This window comes from Streptomyces profundus (genome assembly GCF_020740535.1).
GTDB classification, from domain to species: Bacteria; Actinomycetota; Actinomycetes; order Streptomycetales; family Streptomycetaceae; genus Streptomyces; species Streptomyces profundus.
The window spans coordinates 5,220,486-5,240,474 of sequence record NZ_CP082362.1; the positions used below are offsets into that span (position 1 = coordinate 5,220,486).

The following is a 19,989-nucleotide window of genomic DNA, read 5'->3' on the forward strand; positions in this document are numbered from 1 at the left end:
TCAGCGCCGGCCGCGGGCGTAGTGCCGGGCCGCCTTGGCGCGGTTGCCGCAGACGGCCATGGAGCACCAGCGCCTGCGGCGGTTCTGCGAGGTGTCGAAGAAGTGCAGCAGGCATCCCTCGTTGGCGCAGGCCCTGATGCGGGTGGGGTCGACGCGCAGCAGGCGCAGGTAGTCGTCCGTCGCCAGCCAGGCGGGCAGCCACGCGGGGGAGTCGGTGCCGGCCCGCTCGGCCGGGCCCTCGGGCGTGAGGCTGCGGTGCAACTGGCCCCGCGCCAGCACCGCGTTGACGCGGGAGAGCGTGGCCGGGGTGGGGTCGGCCGGGGCGCGGACGGCGTCGGCGAGCGCGTCGCGGGCCTGGCGCACCGCGCCCAGCGTGGCCTCGTCGGCGGGGCAGCGCTCGTCGAGGCCGTTGGAACGGAGCCAGACGGCGAGGCCGGCGACGTCGGTGAGCAGGTCCTCCGTCACGGCGGTGAGCCGCCAGCGGGTGTTCAGCAGGTCGAGCGAGAGCGGCTCGCCGATCAGGGGACGAGGGTCGTCTGCTGCCATGGCGCCCCACCTTAGCGCTCCACCGGACATCACCGGCCGCAACGGCCTTCACGGGCATATCTAACCTCTATGGCTTCTCACAGTGGTTGACCGGAGGCTTGTCTAACCTCTACTGTCCTCTGTGAAGGTTAGGGAAATCCGCGAAGCCCCGGTGTCGACCGGGGTGTTGAGGGAGGCCGCGGTGTCGCTGCGCACAGGGCATGTCGGACTGAATGTCACCGATCTCGATCGTTCACTGCCCTTCTACTCCAGGGTCTTCGGTCTGGAAGTGGCCCAGGAGGGCCAGGACGGCGACCGACGTTGGGCGTTTCTGACCCGGGATGGCGCGTTGCTGGTCACGCTCTGGCAGCAGAGCGTGGAGGGCTTCGCCGCCGACCGATCGGGGCTGCACCACCTGTCGTTCCAGGCCGACTCGATCGAGGAGGTCAGGGCCCAGGAGGCCGTGCTGCGGGAGCTGGGCGTGGAGTTCGCCTACGACGGCGTGGTGCCGCACGGGGAGGGCGCCGCCTCGGGCGGGATCTTCTTCCACGACCCCGACGGCATCAGGCTGGAGATCTTCGCCCCCGCCGGCGCCGAATCGGCGACCGCCCCCGTCGCGGCGGCGCCCACCTGCGGGTTCTTCTAGGCCCGGGGAGTCCACCGAAGCGGCGGCGGGGGCGGGGGCTCCCGCCCCCGCCGGGACCGTTCACGGGATCGTGCCAGGAGACGTTGACGAGAGGCCCGCACCATGACCGTCGGCTACCACCCGGGCGAGCGCGCCGTGCAGCGGCGGGCGAACGCCCTCGACCGCGCCGACCACGCCTGGCGCGCCATCCGCGACCGCGTGCCCCGGGTGGCGGCCGACTTCCTCGCCGAGCGCCGGATGCTGGTGCTCGGCGCCAGGGACGCCGAAGGGCGGGTCTGGGCCTCCCAACTGACCGGCCCTCCCGGCTTTGTGGCCACTCTCGACGAGACGACCGTGGCCGTGCGGGCCAGGCCGGCGCCGGACGATCCGCTGGCCGAGGCCCTCGCGGGCCCGGGCCCCGTGCCGCTCGGCACCCTGGCCATCGAACCGGCCACCCGCCGCCGGATGCGGCTCAACGGTTCGGCCCGGCGGACCGACGCGGGGCTGCTGCTCCGGGTGGAGCAGGTGTACGCCAACTGTCCGCGCCATATCGCGCGCCGCGAGGTGACCCGGGAGCTGCCCGGCGGGCGCCCGCGCCCCGCACCGGCGCGCACGCCGGCGCTCACGCCCGCGCAGGAGCGGCTGATCGAGGCGGCCGACACCTTCTTCGTGGCCAGCTCCGACGCCGAGGGGGCCGTCGACGCCTCGCACCGGGGCGGCGCGCCCGGATTCCTCCGGGCCCTCGCCCCCGACCGGCTCTGCTGGCCCGACTACCGGGGCAACTCGATGTATATGACGCTGGGCAACCTCGAACGCCGGCCGGCCGCAGGACTGCTCGTCCCCGACTGGTCCCGCGGCACCCTGCTCCATCTGGTGGGCCGCGCCGAGGTCGACTGGTCCCCCGAGCGCGCCGCCGCCTTCGCCGGTGCCGAACGCGTCGTCGACTTCCACGTCGAGGAGGTGCTGGAGCGCCCGGCGGCCAGCGACCTCCGCTGGGCCCCGACCACGGGATAGCGCCGAGTTGAGCGTCAACTCCCTTTGCCGGCCTGGAATATGCCCGTCCCGGCTGACGGCCAGTCGGGCACCGGCTACCCTGCGGGAATTGATCTTCGAACATATTCCCTGGAGTCGGAGGACCGTGTGGTGAGTGGAGTCGACGAAGGAGCCCCGTCGGAGGCGCTGGATCTGCGGACGGACCAACCGCACTCGGCGCGGATGTACGACTACCTCTTAGGCGGTAAGGACCACTACACGGTGGACGGGCAGGCCGCCGAGCAGGCGCTCTCCTCCTTCCCCCTCCTCCGCACCGCGGCCAGGGAGAACCGCGCCTTCCTCGGCCGCGCCGTCCGCTATCTGGTGCGGGAGGCCGGGATCCGCCAGTTCCTCGACCTGGGCTCAGGACTGCCGAGCGCCGAGAACGTCCACCAGGTCGCCCAGCGGGCCGACCCCACCGCGCGGGTGGTCTATGTGGACAACGACCCGATCGTGCTGGTGCACGGCAGCGCGCTGCTGGCCAGGGACGCGAACACCGCCGTGATCCAGGGGGACATCCGGGAGACGGAGGCGGTGCTCGCCGACCCCGTGGTGCGGACCCTGCTCGACTTCGACCAGCCGCTCGGCATCCTGGCCGTCGCGGTGCTGCACTTCGTGGCGGACCACGAGAACCCCGAGGGCATCGTGCGGACCCTGCGGGACAGCGTGGTGCCCGAGAGCCACTTCATCCTCTCGCACGCCACCGCTGACATCGCCCCGGAGGCCGCCATGGGCGTCCAGCGGGCCTACCGCGCCCAGGGCGTGCCGCTGACGCTGCGCGACAAGGAGCGGTTCACCGGCTTCTTCGAAGGTCTTGAGCTGATCGACCCGGGCGTCCTGGTGGTCTCCGACTGGCGCAACGACGAGGTGCCCGAGGCCGAGCGCCCCGATCCCGCTGACGTCTCCTGGTACGGCGGCATCGGCCGCCTCGCCGGCTGAAGCCGCCTCCGCGCCGGCGCGTGCCCCTCCCGGAGGGGTGCGCGCCGGCGCACACCGCCGGGAGGGGCGGCGGCGAACTCGGAAGGAAACGATTCAGACGGCGGGCGCGGTCGGGGCCGGTGCCTCGGGGGTGCTGGCGGGCCGCAGGAATCGGGCGGCGACGACGCCGGCCCCGATCAGGGCGAGCACCGAGAGGCCGGCCCCCAGCCAGCTGGCGCCCAGCAGTTGGCCGCCGAGATAGCCGACACCCACGCTGTAGGCCGTCCACACCACGGCGGCCAGCGCGGACCACGGCAGGAAGTCCCGCGTGCGGCGGTGGGCGATCCCGGCGCCCAGGCTGACCACGGCGCGGCCGGCGGGCGCGAACCTGGCGAGCACCACCAGGGCACCGCCACCGCGCACCACCACCGACTCCAACCGCTCCTGGGCCCGGCTCAGCCGGCGGGAGCGCGCGATCGCGGGACCGTACCGGCGCCCGCCCCGGCGCGCGAGCCGGTAGGCCATCATGTCGCCGACCACGGAAGCGGTGGTCGCGCAGACCACCAGCAGCGCCAGCTGCGGCAGCCGACCGTTCGGCATGGGGGGCCCTGGCAGCGAGGTGATCCCCGCCGCCGTGTCGGCGGCGATGGCCGCGGCCGTCACGACCAGGGCGCCGCTGGGCAGCAGTGGGAAGAAGACGTCGAGCATGATCGACAGCACGACGGCAACGTAGATCCAGGGGGCGTACAACAGTATCCCCAAGGTCTCTTGCAACTTCTCTCCCCGATCCCCCGTGGCTTGGTACGCAGGTCCGGCACGCGAGGTGTGATGGGTGAGACGTCTCGCAGGGTGTGACGGTTCCGCCGTACAGCGTACGCCCGCGTCCTTCGGCAGGAGCACGCGGGTGCGTGTGTCCAGCATCTCATGGCGGGCCCCGGCAGGGTGAGGGTCTGGACATAGGCAACTCACCGGGAGCATGTCATGAAAACACTGGTCACAAGCGCGTTCGCGGTGCTCACCGCCCTGGTGACGGGCTCGGGGGGAACGGCGCTGGCCGCCGACGGGGGGACGGCGGCGGCCGAGCGGGGCCTGGTCTTCGCCGGGGAGTTCGCGCCGGTCACCGAGGGGCCCGTCCCCCGGGCGGTCACCTACCGGCCGGAACTGGTGCCAGCGGGCTCGACGGTGGAGGTCGTGCAGCGGGTGGGCGAGGGGCGGATGCGGATCGCACTCAGGGTCGAAGGCGTCAACGCGGCGCACACCTACGGCGCCCACGTACACACGAGCCCCTGCGGGGCGGCGCCCGAGGACTCGGGACCGCATTACCAGAACCGGCCCGGCGAGGCCCCCGAGGCGGCCAACCCCTCCAACGAGGTGTGGCTGGACTTCACCGCCGACGCCAACGGCGCCGGCGAGGCGCGCGCCGCCCAGAACTGGGTCTTCCGGGCGGACGAGGCGCGTTCCGTCGTGATCCACGAGCACGCCACCGACAGCGGTCACCACGGCGGCACCCCGGGGGACGCGGGGGCCAGGGTCGCCTGCTTCACGGTGCCCTTCCACGGCGTCCTCCAGACGGGCACCGCCGAGGCCGACACCCTGCCGGCCCCGCCCCTGCCGGCCCCGCCGCCGCCCGGCGCCGTCGACACCACCAGGCCGTCGGACGCCGTCCCGGCGCCCGGCCAGTCCCACCGGCCGGCCGTCCCCCTCGACCGGCTGCCCCTCGTCGGCGCCCTGTTCGCGCCGGCCGGCTGACCTCTCGGGGAAGCCCGGGGCACGGGCTGGGCATCGGGCGGTCTCGCGCGTATTCTGGGGGCACTGAAGGGGAGTAGCTCTACGCCGGAGCGTTCGACATACTGGCTCACCGCCCCCAGCGGTGGGCCCGGCGCCCGGAGCGGATCACGGTCGACCGGCCGTGCCGCCAGCGAGACCTTCGGCCGACAGTGTCATGGACGCTGCCGTGCCGAGGTCGCCGCTCCCCAGGGCCCCTCGGTGCGGCGGCCCGATCCCCGAGGTCACAACGTGTTCAGTCTCTCCACCGCGGCCGTCGTCTTCGGCGTGGTGTTCCTGGCCGAGCTGCCCGACAAGACCGCGTTGGCCGGTCTGGTGTTGGGCACCCGCTTCCGCGCCTCCCATGTCTTCGCCGGTATGGCCGCCGCGTTCGCCATCCATGTGGCGCTCGCGGTGGCGGCCGGCAGTGTGTTGACGCTGCTGCCGCAGCGCCCGCTCCAGGCGGTGGTCGGCGTGCTCTTCCTCGCCGGCGCGCTGCTGCTCCTGCGCGAGGCCAACAAGGAGGCCGACGAGGACGACGGGAACGTGCGGGCGCCCGAGGGCGCCACCTTCTGGCGCGTCGCCGGCAGCGGCTTCGTGCTGATCCTGGTCGCCGAGTTCGGCGACCTCACCCAGATCATGACCGCCAACCTGGCCGCCCGTTACGACGATCCGCTCTCCGTCGCCGTGGGCGCGGTGCTCGCGCTCTGGGCGGTGGCCGGCATCGGCGTGCTGGGCGGCCGGGCGCTGATGAAGCGGGTGCCGCTGAAGCTGATCAGCCGGGTGGCCGCCTGCGTGATGGTGGCGCTCGCCTGCTTCAGCTTCTACGAGGCGATCGCCGGCTGACCCGAGAACGACGCCCGAACGCCCCGCCGTGCACCCACGGCGGGGCGTTCGCCTCAGTGCCTCAGTGCCTCAGTGCCTCAGCGCTCCAGAGGTCCAGCGGTCCGCCGGGTCAGCGGGTGATCGTCAGCCGGACGGCGTCCTCGGGCGCGGGCCTGACGGTGAGCTGCTCCAGCGTGTCCACCAGGGCGCTCGCCTCGTGTTCCCTGGCCCGGGGGCCGACCCCGACCACCCGCATGCCGGCCGCGAGGGCGGCTTCGATGCCGGCGCCCGAGTCCTCCAACACCACGCAGTCCCAGGGGTGTACGCCGAGCTCGGCGGCGGCCTTGAGGAAGCCCTCCGGGTCGGGCTTGCTGGAGCCGACGGACTCGGCGGTGATCTGGATGTCGGGCATCCGCAGGCCCGCCGCGTGCATCCTGGCCTTGGCCAGGGCTCCGTCCGCCGAGGTCACCAGCGCGTGCGGCACGTCCTCGATGGCGTCCAGGAGCCGCCGCGCGCCCGGGATCGGCACGATGCCGGTGACATCGAGGGTCTCCTCCGCCAACAGCAGCGCGTTCTCGCGGTGGTTCTCCTCCATCGGGCGCTCGGGAAGCAGCTCGGCCATGGTGGCGTACCCCTGGCGTCCGTGGACCACCGCCAGCACCTTGGCGGCGTCCAGCCCGTGTTGCTCCGCCCACCCCCGCCAGACCCGCTCCACCACGGCGTCGGAGTTGACGAGGGTGCCGTCCATGTCCAGGAGCAGGGCGCTGAAAACCCCGACGGTCTCTGTTGTGCTGCGCAAGGGGGGCCGTCCTTCGGTAGCGGTCCGACGGTGGGTCGACTTCGAAAGGTGCGGAGAGTGGCCTGGGACGCGGAAGAAAGCCAGTGGTCCCGCCCGAACGGTCGGGGAAGCGGGCGGGGCCACTTTGTTCTCACACGATACAAAGCGGAGGCCGTGTCGCGCCACCCCATCACGCCCGAATTACGGCGGCGTTCCGGGAACGTTCACCGCCGGAGTCGATCCGAGGCGTCCGGGTGACGGGCCGGTGGAAGAGAGGCCCTACGTCCCGCCACGGGGCAGCTCGGCGCGGGAGCCGCCCAGTTCGGCGCCGAGTACATGGACCAACTCGACGAGGTCGTGGGGGCGTTCGGGCCCCCACCAGTCGCCGAGCAGTTCGGCCAGGGCGGCCTCCCTGGCCCGCGCCAGCCGCGCGGTCACCTCCCGGCCCGCCTCGGTGGCCACCAGCGGCAGGCCCTCGCGCGCGGCCAGGCCACGCTCCTCCAACTGCTGGGCCGCCTGGAGCAGCACCTCGACGGGGACCCCGGTGCGTTCGGCGAGCAGCCCGGGCTCGGCCATGCCGTGCCGTTTGATCCGCAACAGCAGCCAGGCGGCGGCCGGCAGCAGATCCGTGCCGGCGTCCTCGGCGATCCTGGCGTACAGGTCGCGCCGCCCCGCCCTGGTGCCCAGCAGCGAGAGGGCCCGGGCGCACTCGTCCTCGGAGGAACGTTCCACCGGGTTGGGCGGCACGCTCTCCCCGAGGTCGGGCGCCAACGCCCCGCCGCGCAACGGGTCCTCGCGCAGCGCCCAGGCCAACGCGTGGGCGACCAGCAGCAGCGGCAGCGCGTAGAGGAACACGCTGGTGATGGCGTCTGAGTAGGACCCGAGGACGCCGTCCCTGGTGGCCGCCGGCAGCCCGGCCACCCGTTCCGGGTCGTGCAGCAGCCGCTCCTCGCTCACCCCGGGCGGCAGCGCCACCCCCCGCAGCGCGTCGGTCAGTTCGTCGGCGAGGCGGTGGCTGAAGACGGCGCCGAAGGCCGCGACCCCGAAGGCGGCGCCGATGGAACGGGCGAACGTGACGCCCGAGGTCGCCACGCCCAGGCTCTCGTAGCCGACCGCGTTCTGCACCGCCAGCACCATCACCTGGAGCACCAGGCCGAGTCCGAGGCCGAAGACCGCGAAGGACAGGCTCATCGCCCACAGCCCGCTGCGCTCGTCCAGCGCCTGGAGCAGCGCCAGGCCCACGGCGGTGACGGCCGTGCCCAGCACGGGGAACACCTTCCAGCGGCCGGTGCGGGAGATCAGCTGCCCGGAGAGCGTGGAGGACAGCAGCACCCCGAGCACCATCGGCAGCATCCGCACCCCGGAGAGGGTGGGCGAGACGCCGTGCACCACCTGGATGAAGGTCGGCAGATAGGTCATCGCGCCGAACATCGCGAAGCCGACCACGAACGAGATCGCCGAGCAGAGCGCGAAGGTGCGCACCCGGAACAGGCTCAGCGGGAAGACCGGTTCGACCGCGCGGCGTTCGGCCCGCACGAAGGCCAGCAGGCTCACCACGGACACCACGGCCAGCGCCGCGATCTGCCAGGACAGCCAGCCCCAGGTGACGCCGCCGAGCGAGGCGATCAGCACGAGTCCGGCGGCGAACGCGGCGATCGCCACCGTGCCCCGATAATCGATCACATGGTGCCGGTCACCGGTTCTGATATGCAGGACGGTGGCGATCACGACCAACGCCACCGCACCAAACGGGAGATTGATATAGAAAACCCAACGCCAGCCGAGATGGTCGACAAACAGGCCGCCCAACAAAGGGCCCAACACGCTGGTGGTGCCGAACACGGCACCGAACAAGCCCTGGTACCGGCCACGTTCGCGAGGTGAGACCAAATCGCCGACGATCGCCATCGACAGCACGATCAGGCCACCGCCGCCCAGACCTTGGAGAAAGCGGAAGGCAATAAGCTCTGGCATATTCCGAGCGATGCCGCAGAGCACGGAGCCGACCAGGAAGATCACGATCGCGACTTGGAAGAGCGGCTTACGACCGAAGAGGTCGCCCAGTTTCCCCCACAGCGGCGTGGCCGCCGTCGCGGCCAGCAGATAGGCCGTCACCACCCAGGAGAGATGGTCGAGACCGCCCAGGTCGCCGACGATGGTGGGCAGCGCGGTGGCCACGATCGTCTGGTCGAGGGCGGCCAGCAGCAACCCGAGCAACAGCGCCCCCATGGACAGCCAGAGCCGCCCACGCGCCCCGCTGTCGGGTGGCGGCGGCATGGCGGAGTCGGCTCGGGAGGGCCGCGTGGCCATGGGCGCCTCCTGGGGATACCGGGTTCGGAGCGGGCTCGGGACACGGGTGAGTCCAGGCCCAGTTTGGCGGCATTTGTCGGGGCCGGCTCGTTGAGCAAGTTGGCCCACGTTCACCCATACGGGTGGTGCATAATCGCTGCCAACCGACCAGGAGGGCAGGCGCGGTGACCGACCAGTTCGACTGTCTGATCTGTGGCCGCCTGTTGCGGCCCACGGGCGAGCCGAACTGCGACTGCCTGACCCACTCCCTCTCCCTGCCCGTGGGCCCGCCGCAACACGACCCGGACCCGGCTGACGTGGCGCTCTTCCCCATCGAGGACGAGGTGCCCCGCCCCAGGCCGCCGACCCCGTGGCGACACCGGGGCCCGGGGATCGAGGGCCTGGGCGTCGAACTGCCGCCGGTCGGCCGCTCGCAGGGCGCGCACCGCAAGCCGCGCGACCGCAACAAGATCGCCCTGGCCGCCGGCGGCGCCGTCGCCGCCGTGATGGGGTGCACGGCGCTCGCCGCCTCGCTCTTCCACGGCACCGGACGCCATGACGAGGCGCTGGAGACCCAACTGCCGTCCCCCAGCCTGGTGTTGCCCGACGGCGACGGACAGCCCGACGTCGAGGACGACGGGAACGAGAGGGACAGGCAGGACGAGGAGCGCGCCCGGCGTACGCCCCCACCCGAGGAGCCCGAGCGGCCCACGCCGGATTCCGAGGAGAGCCGGGCGCCGGATTCCACGCCGGCGCCCACCACCCCCGTCGAGGAACCGGATCCGCCGGCGCCCACGTCGCCGCCCACGACGCCGCCGCCCACGGAGGAGCCCACCCCGGACCCCGACCCGACCGACGAGCCGACGCCCGACCCGACGCCCACCGACCCGGAGCCGGAGGAGAGCCTGGCCGAGGGGGACGAGGGCCCGGAGGTCGTGGAGTTGCAGCTGCGGCTCCTCCAGCTGCACTGGGTGTACAACGGGCAGCCGCACGGCCTCTACGACGCCCAGACGCGGGCGGCGGTGGCGCGTTTCCAGGTGGCCTACGGGGTGGTGGGCGACCCCGAGGGGGTCTATGGCCCGGCCACCCGTGCCCTGCTGGAGAGGCACACCGAGCAGCCCTGAGGCGCCGGCGCTGGACAGCGGGTCAGGTCAGGGCGCGGCGGCGTCACCCGCCTCCGGCGTGCGCGCCGGCGCGCGAGACGGTACGCGCGCCGGATCGAACGTCGCCTCGGCGTCGAACGTCGCCTCGGCATCGAAGGCCGCCCGCCGGGTCGCCCGCCGCAGGGCGCGCAGCACCGTTCCGCCGCAGAGCAGGATCAGCAGCGCGGTGAGCAGCGCGCGCGGCACGTCCCAGCCCAGCGAGGTGGTCGCCACATAGGCCAGATAGCGGCCCAGGTTCTCCGGCAGCGGATCGCCCGGCACAAAGGAGACGCCGGTGCTCATGCCCGCCAGATAGGGCCAGCCCTGGAGGTTGATCACCAGCCCGTAGCCCAGCGAGGCGACCACCCCGTACCCCGCCAGCAGCGCCAACTCCGCGCGCCCGCGCAGGGCGTGCGCCCCCGGCAGCAGCCCGGCGCCCAGGGTGACCCAGCCCATCGCCAGCATCTGGAACGGCAGCCAGGGCCCGACGCCCCCGGTGATCAGCGCCGAGGCGAACAGCGAGACCCCGCCCAGGACGAAGCCGAACCCGGGACCCAGCACCCGCCCCGACAGCACCAGCAGGAAGAACATCGGCTGGAGTCCCGCCGTGCCGGCGCCCAGCGGGCGCAGCGCCGCCGCCGCGGCGGCCAGCACGCCGAGCATCGCGATCACCTTGGCGTCGAGACCGCCGTCGGCGACGGTGGCCAGCAGCACGGCGAGCAGCAGCGGCAGCAGCAGCGCGAAGAGCCAGGGCGCGTCGGCCGAGTGCGCGAGACCCGAGTCCGGCGAGGCCAGCAGCGGCCAGCCGAAGCCGACCACGCCCACCGCCGACACCAGCAGCAGCGCGGCCACCGAGCGCGGCCCGAGACGCACGACCGCCGCCCGCCGACCGGTCCCGCTCATGCCGGCACCCGCCCGCCGCCGTCGGCCAGCGCGGACCGCACCTGCGCCACGGTGAGCCAGGGCTCGGGCGCCAACACCTTGGCCACCTGCGGGGCGAACGCCGGGGAGTCGGTCACCACCCGGGAGGTCGGCCCCTCGGCCACCACCTCGCCGTCCGCCAACACCACGACCCGGTCGACGAGTTCCGCGGCCAACTCCACGTCGTGGGTGGCCAGCAGCACCCCGTGGCCCGCCGACATCAGCTCGCGCAGGATCGCCACCAGCCGCTCCTTGGCCGCGTAGTCGAGGCCACGGGTCGGCTCGTCGAGCAGCAGCAGCGAGGGCGCGGCGGCCAGGATCACGGCCAGCGCCAGCGCCAGCCGCTGGCCCTCGGAGAGATCGCGCGGATGCGTCTCGTCGGCCACCTCGGGGAGCAGCCGGTCGACCAGCGCGCGGCAGCGCCCCGGGGGCGCGCCCGCGTCGGCGTCCGCCGCCGCGCACTCCTGCGCGACGGTTTCGGCGAAGAGGAGGTCCCGCGCGTCCTGGGGCACCAGGCCGACATGGCGCAACAGCGCCCCGGGCGCGGTCCGGTGCGGCACCACCGGCTTCCCGCCCGCCGCCGGCGCCAGCCGGACGCTCCCCGCGGTGGGGCTGTGCAGGCCCAGCAGGGCGCCGAGCAGTGTCGACTTGCCGGCGCCGTTGCGGCCCATCAACGCGACCGCCTCCCCGGGGGCCACCGTCAGGTCGACCCCCCGCAGCACCTCGGCCCGGCCCCGGCTGACCCGTAGTGCGCGCAGTTCGGCCAGGGGCGTGCCGGCCGGCCGGGGGGCGTGTGTGGGCAGCGCGCGCCGGCCCGCAAGCCGCTCGCGGAGCCCGGACGCACGCCGGCGCGCATCGCGCACCGACAGCGGGACCGGCGACCATCCCGCCACCTCGGCCAACCGCACCACCGGCGGACGGACGGGCGCCCGCGCCAACACCTCCGCCGGCTCTCCCCACACCGGCGCCGCGCCCGCGCCCGGCAGCAGCAGCACCCGGTCCGCGTACTGCACCACCCGCTCCAGCCGGTGCTCCGCCATCAGCACCGTGGTGCCCAGATCGTGCACCAACCGCTGCAACACGGCCAACACCTCCTCGGCCGCGCCCGGATCGAGCGCCGACGTCGGCTCGTCCAACACCAGCACCCTCGGATGCGTGGTCAACACCGAGCCGATCGCCACCCGTTGCCGCTGCCCGCCGGAGAGCGTCGCCAACGCCCGATCCCGCAGCTCCGCCAGCCCCAGCAGGTCGAGCGTCTCCTCCACCCGGCGCCGCATCACATCGGCGGGCACCCCCAACGACTCCATGCCGTAGGCGAGTTCGTCCTCCACCGTGTCGGTGACGAAATGCGCCAGCGGGTCCTGCCCCACCGTGCCCACCACATCGGCCAACTCACGCGGCGGATGCGTCGCCGTGTCCCGCCCCGCGACGGTGACCCGCCCGCCGAGCACCCCGCCGGTGAAGTGCGGAACCAGCCCGGAGACGGCGTTCAACAGCGTCGACTTCCCGGCCCCCGACGGCCCGACCAGCAGACACAACTCCCCCTCGGGAATGGTCAGATCGAGCCCGGCGAGCACCGGCGGCGCGTCCTGCGCGTAGCGCACCGAGACCGAGGCGAACCTGATCACCGCCGCACCTCCGGCCCCTCGTCGGGCACCTGATCGTCGGGCACCGGCGCGACCAGCGCCGGCAGCAGCCCGACCAGCAGCGCGCACGCCGCCGCCAGCGGCAGCGCCGGTGCCGTCAGCGGCACCGCCGGCGGGTGGAGCGCGGCGGGATCGGCGGCCAGGCTCACCAGCAGCGCCACCCCGGCGCCCGACCCCGACACCAGCCAGGCCCGCACGCCCCAACGGTCCGGGCGGTACCGCGTGCGCGGGCTGCGCCGCCCGCCCAACCACAGCCCCGCCAGCGCGCACACCAGCCCGGCCAGCAGCAGCGGCAGCCCGAGGGCCGCCCCCTCGGCCGCGAGCAGCCCGTACGAGCCGGCGCACACGCCCAGCAGACCACCGAGCGACAGCGCGTTGGTCGCGCGCCGCACGCCCTTCGGCACGGCGGCCGTCCGCCCATACCCCCGGGCGTCCATCGCGGCGGCGAGCGCCACCGAACGCTCCAACGCGCCCTCCAACACCGGACGCGCCACCCGCAGAACGGAGCGCGCGCCCCGGTCCGTGCGCCCACGCAGGCGCTGGGCCGCGCGCATCCGCAGCAGATCGGACACCAGTCGAGGAGCGAAGGTCATGGCCACCACCACGGCGACTCCCATCTCGTAGAGCGCACCTGGCAGGGACTTCAACAGCCGTGCCGGATCGGCCAGCGCGTTGGCCGCGCCAAGACAGATCAGCAGGGTCGCGAGCCGCAACCCGTCGTAGAACGCGAACACCAGCGCCTCAGCCGTCACCCGCCCGCCCAGCCGCACCCCGGCCAGCCAGTCGGGCAACGGGACCTCGGGCAGCGTGAACAGCACCTGGACGCCGCCGATCGGCGAGCCCAGCACCATCGCGAAGAACACCCGCACCACGACCACGACGGCGCCGAGCGCCAGAAAGAAGCCGAACGCCCGCGCCCAGGGCGCGTCCGTGCGCCGGGCCGCCACCACATAGCCGGCCACCGCGACCAACAGACCCAACAGCAGCGGATTGGTGGTCCGCGAGGCGGCCGTCGCCAACCCCAGCGCCCACAGCCACCACGCGCCGGCGTGCAGCGCGTTGCTTCGATGGGCGACGGGCGCCCGCAGCGCGGCCAACGCGCCCCGCGTGCGGCGCTGATCGCGCGCCGCCCCTGAGGTGCTCATGGTCAACCCCGGCGGCGTCGGGCCCGTACCAGGGCAGCGGTCCCCAGCAGCGCCACCAGCCCCACCCCGACCAGCAGCGGGGCGGTGGCCGAACTCCCGTCCCCCGAACCCTCGTCGGCTTCGGCCACCGCCTCGCCGCAGCCACGCTCCGGATAGCCGGCGATGCCGCAGAGCAGCCCCGCCTGGTCGTACCGGAGCGGCGGCGCCGCCTCGGCCAGCAACTCGGCGACCGTCGCCCCCGACGGCAGCTCCACGCACTCGGCGCGGGCCGCCGGCGGCGTCGCCTCCCCGGGCGCGTCCGTCTCGCTGCCGAAGTCGAGCACGAGCACGACGGCCGGCTCCTCGGCCGCCGGGTCGCAGACCAGCGCCGCATCGGTCTCCCCACGCGGCGCCTTCCTGTCCCCGGCCTCGCCGCTGACCCCGAACCTGAACCCGACCACGGCCCCGTCCGCCGGCCGCAGCGTCCCCGGCCCCTGGTCGGCGTACACCCACTCCGACGCGTCCGGCTCCCAGGTCCAGAACGACCAGTAGCGGTACGCCTGCTCCTCGGCGGTGGCGCTGGGCGCTGCCCCCAGCGCCCCGAGGGCGAACGACAGGCCCACCAGCAGACGCGCCAGGCCCCTGCTCACCGCCCGTTTCCGGGGTCCGGCTGACTCTCGCCGCCGTTTCCGGGGTCCGGCTGACTCCGCCCGCCACTGCCGCCCGGGCTGTCGCCGGCGTCCGCCTCGCCGTTCGCCTTGCCGGCGGTGGCGGGCGGCTCGTCGTCGCCGTCCACGGCGCCTTCGGCGGCGTCCGCCTCGCCGGCGTCGGCGGGGCCGTCGCCGGTAGTGGTGGTGGGCTCGTCGTTGTCCTCGGCGTTCGCCAGACGGGCGCCTTCGGCGGCAGCCGTGGCGGCCTCGGTCGGCTTGTCGCCGTCGGTCGCTTCGGCCGCGCCGCTGGCGGTTGCGGCAGTGGCTGTCGGTTCGTCGCCGTTCTCGGTGGTTACCGAACGGGCGTCGTCGTCCTCGGCGTTCGCCGGACCGCCGTTGCCGGCGGCAGTGGCGGACTCCTCGCCGTCTTCGGTGTCCGTCAGGTCGTCGGCGCCAGCCGGGCGGGTGCTGCCGTTGCCGCCGTCGGTCGCGGTGGCGAGCTCGTCGCCGTCCACGGCGGCGTTCGCCGGTCGGGTGTTGTCGCCGTCGCCGTCTTCGGTGTTGGCCGCGGTGGCCTTGGCGTCGTCAGCCGGGCCGTTGCCCGTCGTGGCGGCCTCGGTCGGCTTGTCGCCGTCGGTCACGTCGGCCGCGTCGTCGTCCTCGGCGTTCGCCGGACGGGGGCCGTCGCCCTCGCAGGCTGTCGCGTCGTCGGCGGCTGCCGCTTTGCGGCGGAAGCTGAGGAGGGTGCCGATGAGGATGCCGGCGAGGAGGCCGGCGCCGATGATCCAGGGGAGGGGGCCCATGCCGTCGTCGTCCGAGGCGTTGTCCGCCGCGTCCTTGTGGCCGGCGGGGGTCTCGGCCGGGTCGGGGCCGAGTTCCGCCAGCAGGGTCAGCAGGTTGGTGCCGCCGAAGTCCGTGGGCGAGGTGTCGGTCGCCCGCGCGACGAGCACCAGCAGGCCGAGCGCCGTCGGGTTGGTGGCGTGGTCGGCCCACTCGGCGTGGTGGGTGCGCAGCCACTCCAGCGGGGCCTGGGCCTCCTCGTGGTGGCCGCCGGCCGACAGGGCCAGCACCGCGCGAGCCGTGGTGCCGAAGTCCGGCTGGGTCTCGCCGCCAGGGGGCGTGGACTCAAGCCGGCCCTCGCCCCGCTCCAGCGCGCCGACCAGTTGGGCGGCGCCGGCCGGCCCGGCCGCCGCCTCCGCCTCGTCGTCGGCGCAGTCCAGCGGGGTGACGGGCGTGTTCGCGGTCCCGGGGGCGACGAGCAGCCCGCTGCCGTAGGACGCCAACACCGCGTCCACCGTCGCCATGTCGCTGGCGAACAGCTGGCCGGACTCCTCGTCCGGCTGCCAGGCGAACGCGCCGCGCTGCTCCTCGGGCGCCTCGCAGCCCAGTTGGAGACCTTCCAGCGCGGAGTAGCCCGAACTGCCCTCGCGCACCACCCCGTTGGGGTCGACGCCGGCGGCGGCGAGCGCGCCGACCACCACGGCGGTTGAGTTCGCGTCGCTGGCGCCGCCGGGGGAGAAGCCCCAGCCGCCGTCCTCGTTCTGCACGCCGGTCAGCCAGTCGACGCCGGCGTCCACCGCGTCCTCGTGGCCGCCCACGGCCGCCAGGGCCTGCACGGCCAGCGCCGTGGCGTTGGACTCGGACGCGGTGACGTCCGCGCAGGGCTCGCCCGGGTCGGCCCGGAAGGCGAGGAACGAGCCGTCCGCGCACTGCTGGCCGACCAGCCAGTCGACCGCTTCCTCGGCCGGGGTGTAGCCCGAGGTGTGCTGGGCGAGCAGCGCGTAGGACTGCCGCCACACCCCGTCGTAGCTGGGGTCGGCGTCGCCGAAGAGGGCCTCGGGCGCTTCCGCCGGGGCCGGCGCCACCGGGTCCTCGGCGAGCGCGGTCGGCGCCAGCGCGGTGAGCAACAGGGCGCCCGCGCCGGGGAGCGCGAGCGCGCAAAGGCGCGCCCGGCGCGCACGACCGCGCGGGCCGGTGGCGCGCGCGGGGGCGGCGGCGCCGCGCGGCGCGCCCCTGAACGAGGTGCGGGGGATGAACACGCGGAAGCCTTTCGCTGTGCCGGTCGCCGGCACGCCAACCGCCATGACGCCGCGACGCGTCACGCGGCACCGGGCGCGACGCCGTACTCCTCGACGGTGTCGGTCGCCGAGTCGACGACCGAAGCCAGTGCCTTTCACGGGTGGGCGTTCCGGCTCGCGCGGCGCCGGAGGCGTCGCGCTCACGGCTGCGGGTCAGCGTCGGATTCGCACCGAATTTCCCCACACGTGAGTGAACTGATGGGCTCACTCTAACGGCCCCGCTCCCCGCCTCCGCCGGCCGCTCGGGGCCCGGGGGCCGCGCGGAGCCCGGAGCGGCCCGAGGCCGCCTGGTGCGGGGCGTCGACGGAGGGCGATAATCGCCCCACCCGCCGCAATTCCACCCGACCCCCGGCGAGTAGTGTTCGTCCGTACCCGCGAGTAGGTGGCGGCAGACCGAGGGAGCGTGTGTGGCGGCGGAGGCCGGGGCGGATCGCCCGATCAGGATCGCGCTGCTCAGTTACAAGGGGAACCCCTTCTGCGGCGGCCAGGGCGTCTATGTCCGGCATCTCTCCCGGGAGCTGGCCGCGCTCGGCCACCGGGTCGAGGTGATCGGCGCCCAGCCCTACCCCGAGCTGGATCCGGGCGTCGAGCTGCGCAAGCTGCCCAGCCTGGACCTCTACCGGCAGCCGGACCCGTTCCGCACCCCTGGGCGCAAGGAGTACCGGGACTGGATCGACGCCCTTGAGGTCGCCACCATGTGGACCGGCGGCTTCCCCGAGCCGCTCACCTTCTCGCTCCGCGCCCGCCGCGAACTCGCCGCGCGGCGCGGCGAGTTCGATGTGGTGCACGACAACCAGACGCTGGGCTACGGCCTGTTGGGCAGCCGGCGCCTCGGCCTGCCGCTGGTCACCACCATCCACCACCCCATCACCGTCGATCGCCGGCTTGAGCTGGCGGCGGCCGAGGGGCGCCGGCGCCGGTACGCGCTGCGTCGCTGGTACGGCTTCACCCGCATGCAGGGGCGGGTCGCCCGGCGGCTGCCCGCCGTGCTCACCGTCTCCGGCTCCTCGCGCCGGGAGATCGTGGAGGACTTCGCGGTGCCGGCCGACCGCGTCTCGGTGGTGCCGATAGGCGCCGACACCCGGGTCTTCCGCCCTGATCCCGCCACGCCCCGGGTGCCGGGCCGGATCATCACCACATCGAGCGCCGACGCCCCGCTCAAGGGCCTGGTGTTCCTGGTCGAGGCGCTGGCCAAGCTGCGCACCGAACGCCCCGAGACGCATCTGCTGGTGGTGGGCAACCGTCCGGAGTCGGGCCCGGTGCGGGACGCGTTGGAGCGGTTCGGGCTCGGCGGCGCCGTCGAGTTCGTCAAGGGTGTCAGCGACACCGAGCTGGCCTCGCTGGTGCGGAGCGCCCAAGTCGCCTGCGTCCCCTCCCTCTACGAGGGCTTCTGCCTGCCGGCCGCCGAGGCGATGGCGTCCGGCACCCCGTTGGTCGCCACCACGGGCGGGGCGATCCCCGAGGTCACCGGGCCCGACGGGGAGACGTGTCTGGCCGTGCCGCCGGGCGACGCCGGCGCGCTGGCCGAGGCCCTCGGCCGGCTGTTGGGGGACGCACCGCTGCGCGAACGGTTGGCCGCCGCGGCGTCGGAACGGGTGCTCGCCCGCTTCACCTGGGAACACACGGCGCGCGCCACCGTCACCCACTACCGGGCCGCGATCGCGGCCGGGGGCCGCCCCGGCCGTTCCGGGCGACCGTAGGGGCACCTGTCCAGCCAACCATCCCGTTCGACGAACACCGGCCGACGCCGGCCCAGGCCGGCCGACGAGAGAAAGGGTTGACCGCGTGCTGACCGTGGACTTCTCACGCTTCCCACTCGCCCCAGGCGACCGCGTCCTCGACCTGGGCTGTGGCGCAGGTCGGCACGCCTTCGAGTGCTACCGACGCGGCGCGCGGGTCGTCGCCCTCGACCAGGACGGCGCCGAAGTGCGGCAGGTCGCCGGCTGGTTGGCCGCGATGCGGGACGCGGGCGAGGCACCGGCCGGCGCCAGCGCCGTCGCCGTCGAGGGCGACGCGCTGGCGCTGCCGTTCCCCGACGACAGCTTCGACGCGCTGATCGTCTCCGAGGTGATGGAGCACATCCCCGACGACAAGGGCCTGCTGGCCGAGGCGGTCCGGGTGCTGCGGCCCGGCGGGCGGATCGCGGTGACGGTACCCAGATACGGCCCGGAACGCGTCTGCTGGGCGCTGAGCGACGCCTACCACCAGGTGGAGGGCGGGCATATCCGGATCTACCGGGCGGATGAACTCCTCGGCCGGCTCCGCGAGGCGGGCCTGCGTCCCTACGGCACCCACCACGCGCACGCGCTGCACGCGCCGTACTGGTGGCTCAAGTGCGCGCTGGGCGTGGACAACGACCGGGCGCTCCCGGTGCGCGCCTACCACAAGCTGTTGGTCTGGGATCTGATGAAGCGGCCCCTGGCCACCCGCGCCGCCGAGGCCGCGCTCAACCCCGTCCTGGGCAAGAGTTTCGTCGCCTACGCCACCAAGCCGCCCACCAAGCCGCACGCCAAGCCGCAGGCGGCGCCGGCCGTCGAGGGGCGGGCCCGTGGAACGTCCTGAGTCCACCGGCAGGTTGGGGCTGCCCGGGGTGCTGACCGAGGCGCAGGCCGAGGAGACCGCGCGCTGGATCGGCAGGGTGCAGCGCCCGGACGGCGCCATACCCTGGTTCAGGGGCCACCATCTCGACCCCTGGGACCATGTCGAGGCCGCCATGGCCCTGGACACCGCTGGCGAGCACGACCGGGCCGCCGCCGCCTACGCCTGGCTCGCCCGGCACCAGAACCCGGACGGCTCCTGGTACGCCGCCTACGCCGACGGCGATCCGCTGCGCCCCACCGACCTGGGCAAGGAGAGCAACTTCTGCGCCTACCCGGCGGTCGGCGTGCTGCACCACTACCTGAGCACGGGGGACGACACGTTCCGCCGCCGCATGTGGCCGATGGTGCGGGCGGCCGTCGCCTTCGTGCTGGGGCTCCAACGGGACGGCGGGCAACTCGGCTGGCGGCGCGAGGCGGACGGGCGGGCCGTGCCGGACGCGCTGCTCACCGGCTCCGCCTCCGGCTACCAGGCGCTGCGCTGCGCGCTGGCGCTGGCCGACCTCGCGGGAGCGGCCCAGCCCGACTGGGAGATGGCCACCGGACGGCTCGGGCACGCGGTGCGCCGCCATCCCGAGCTGTTCCTCGACAAGTCCCGCTACTCCATGGACTGGTACTACCCGGTGCTGGCCGGGGCGCTGCGCGGCGAGGCCGCCGCCGCCCGGCTGGCCGAGCGGTGGGACACGTTCGTGGTGCCCGGGTTCGGCGTGCGCTGTGTGCGCGAGAACCCCTGGGTGACGGGTGGCGAGAGCGCCGAACTCGCCCTGGCGCTGTGGGCCTGCGGCGACGAGCCGCGCGCGATCGAGGTGCTGCGCTCGATCGGTCGGCTACGGACCGAGGACGGTCGTTACTGGACGGGTTTCGTCTATGCCGACGACGCGTTCTGGCCGATCGAGCACACCACCTGGACGGCGGGCTCGGTGCTGTTGGCCGTCGCCGCGCTCACCGGCGACCAGCCCACCAGAACCGTCTTCGGCGGCGACACCCTCCCCGAAGGACTCGACCCGCACTGCTGCTAGGGCACCCTCGGCACAGGACGGCGGGCCCCGCCGGAGGTTCGACTCCGGCGGGGCCC

General features: G+C 74.3%; 18 protein-coding genes and 1 riboswitch. Of the genes, 9 read left to right on the top strand and 9 right to left on the bottom strand.

Going from position 1 to position 19,989, the window contains the following annotated elements:
- Positions 1-546, bottom strand: a complete 546-nt coding sequence (locus K4G22_RS23095; protein WP_228082259.1) for a CGNR zinc finger domain-containing protein — start codon at positions 544-546, stop codon at positions 1-3.
- 181 nt (positions 547-727) lie between these two features.
- Between K4G22_RS23095 and K4G22_RS23100 the strand changes: the two genes are divergently transcribed.
- The 3 genes from K4G22_RS23100 to K4G22_RS23110 all read left to right on the top strand — a co-directional run bounded on the left by K4G22_RS23100 (position 728) and on the right by K4G22_RS23110 (position 3,121).
- The gene (locus K4G22_RS23100; protein ID WP_228082260.1) at positions 728-1,171 is read left to right on the top strand and encodes a VOC family protein; all 444 of its coding nucleotides are present in this window, start codon (positions 728-730) and stop codon (positions 1,169-1,171) included.
- Positions 1,172-1,273: 102 nt separating this feature from the next.
- Positions 1,274-2,164 carry a pyridoxamine 5'-phosphate oxidase family protein gene (locus K4G22_RS23105; RefSeq protein WP_228082261.1) on the top strand — a complete coding sequence of 297 codons (891 nt, stop codon included), beginning with the start codon at positions 1,274-1,276 and terminating at the stop codon, positions 2,162-2,164.
- Between the two features lie 129 nt (positions 2,165-2,293).
- Positions 2,294-3,121, top strand: a complete 828-nt coding sequence (locus K4G22_RS23110) for an SAM-dependent methyltransferase (protein WP_228082262.1) — start codon at positions 2,294-2,296, stop codon at positions 3,119-3,121.
- Positions 3,122-3,214: 93 nt separating this feature from the next.
- On the opposite strand, the gene K4G22_RS23115 is transcribed toward K4G22_RS23110, so the two are convergent.
- Positions 3,215-3,874, bottom strand: coding sequence for a DedA family protein (locus tag K4G22_RS23115; RefSeq protein WP_228082263.1), 660 nt, complete (start codon positions 3,872-3,874; stop codon positions 3,215-3,217).
- A gap of 207 nt (positions 3,875-4,081) precedes the next feature.
- On the opposite strand from K4G22_RS23115, the gene K4G22_RS23120 reads away from it, so the two are divergent.
- Positions 4,082-4,849 (top strand): superoxide dismutase family protein, encoded by a 768-nt coding sequence (locus K4G22_RS23120; protein ID WP_228082264.1) that lies wholly within the window; start codon positions 4,082-4,084, stop codon positions 4,847-4,849.
- A 267-nt stretch (positions 4,850-5,116) separates the two neighbouring features.
- On the top strand, positions 5,117-5,710 hold the full coding sequence (locus K4G22_RS23125; protein WP_228082265.1) for a TMEM165/GDT1 family protein: 594 nt from the start codon (positions 5,117-5,119) through the stop codon (positions 5,708-5,710).
- Between the two features lie 109 nt (positions 5,711-5,819).
- Here K4G22_RS23125 and K4G22_RS23130 read toward each other — a convergent pair whose 3' ends face one another.
- Together K4G22_RS23130 and K4G22_RS23135 are read right to left on the bottom strand one after the other, a co-directional pair.
- Positions 5,820-6,437 (bottom strand): HAD-IA family hydrolase, encoded by a 618-nt coding sequence (locus tag K4G22_RS23130; RefSeq protein ID WP_228084201.1) that lies wholly within the window; start codon positions 6,435-6,437, stop codon positions 5,820-5,822.
- A 309-nt stretch (positions 6,438-6,746) separates the two neighbouring features.
- Positions 6,747-8,777 (bottom strand): MDR family MFS transporter, encoded by a 2,031-nt coding sequence (locus K4G22_RS23135; protein ID WP_425336742.1) that lies wholly within the window; start codon positions 8,775-8,777, stop codon positions 6,747-6,749.
- A 164-nt stretch (positions 8,778-8,941) separates the two neighbouring features.
- Between K4G22_RS23135 and K4G22_RS23140 the strand changes: the two genes are divergently transcribed.
- Complete coding sequence (locus K4G22_RS23140) at positions 8,942-9,880, top strand: peptidoglycan-binding domain-containing protein (RefSeq protein ID WP_228082266.1); 939 nt, start codon at positions 8,942-8,944, stop codon at positions 9,878-9,880.
- A 27-nt stretch (positions 9,881-9,907) separates the two neighbouring features.
- On the opposite strand, the gene K4G22_RS23145 is transcribed toward K4G22_RS23140, so the two are convergent.
- The 5 genes from K4G22_RS23145 to K4G22_RS23165 are packed head-to-tail and all read right to left on the bottom strand — an operon-like array spanning position 9,908 to position 16,278.
- Positions 9,908-10,801 (bottom strand): ECF transporter S component, encoded by an 894-nt coding sequence (locus tag K4G22_RS23145; RefSeq protein WP_228082267.1) that lies wholly within the window; start codon positions 10,799-10,801, stop codon positions 9,908-9,910.
- Positions 10,798-12,447: an ABC transporter ATP-binding protein gene (locus K4G22_RS23150; protein ID WP_228082268.1), complete on the bottom strand. Its 1,650-nt coding sequence runs from the start codon at positions 12,445-12,447 to the stop codon at positions 10,798-10,800. The genes K4G22_RS23145 and K4G22_RS23150 overlap by 4 nt, the downstream gene beginning before the upstream one ends.
- Positions 12,444-13,610, bottom strand: a complete 1,167-nt coding sequence (locus tag K4G22_RS23155; RefSeq protein ID WP_228082269.1) for an energy-coupling factor transporter transmembrane component T — start codon at positions 13,608-13,610, stop codon at positions 12,444-12,446. The genes K4G22_RS23150 and K4G22_RS23155 overlap by 4 nt, the downstream gene beginning before the upstream one ends.
- A 2-nt stretch (positions 13,611-13,612) precedes the next feature.
- On the bottom strand, positions 13,613-14,239 hold the full coding sequence (locus K4G22_RS23160) for an SCO2322 family protein (protein ID WP_228082270.1): 627 nt from the start codon (positions 14,237-14,239) through the stop codon (positions 13,613-13,615).
- Positions 14,236-16,278 (bottom strand): SCO2321 family membrane protein, encoded by a 2,043-nt coding sequence (locus K4G22_RS23165; RefSeq protein ID WP_228082271.1) that lies wholly within the window; start codon positions 16,276-16,278, stop codon positions 14,236-14,238. Before K4G22_RS23165 ends, K4G22_RS23160 begins: the two co-directional genes overlap by 4 nt.
- A gap of 122 nt (positions 16,279-16,400) precedes the next feature.
- Positions 16,401-16,520: riboswitch (cobalamin riboswitch) on the bottom strand.
- A 204-nt stretch (positions 16,521-16,724) separates the two neighbouring features.
- Here K4G22_RS23165 and K4G22_RS23170 point away from each other — a divergent pair.
- From K4G22_RS23170 to K4G22_RS23180, 3 genes are all read left to right on the top strand, one after another.
- Positions 16,725-18,017 carry a glycosyltransferase family 4 protein gene (locus tag K4G22_RS23170; protein ID WP_228082272.1) on the top strand — a complete coding sequence of 431 codons (1,293 nt, stop codon included), beginning with the start codon at positions 16,725-16,727 and terminating at the stop codon, positions 18,015-18,017.
- An 85-nt stretch (positions 18,018-18,102) separates the two neighbouring features.
- Entirely contained in the window at positions 18,103-18,879 is a 777-nt protein-coding gene (locus K4G22_RS23175; RefSeq protein WP_228082273.1) for a class I SAM-dependent methyltransferase, read from the top strand.
- A complete protein-coding gene (locus K4G22_RS23180; RefSeq protein ID WP_228082274.1) occupies positions 18,866-19,933 on the top strand; it encodes a prenyltransferase/squalene oxidase repeat-containing protein in 1,068 nt (355 codons plus the stop codon). The genes K4G22_RS23175 and K4G22_RS23180 overlap by 14 nt, the downstream gene beginning before the upstream one ends.
- Positions 19,934-19,989 lie beyond the last annotated feature (56 nt).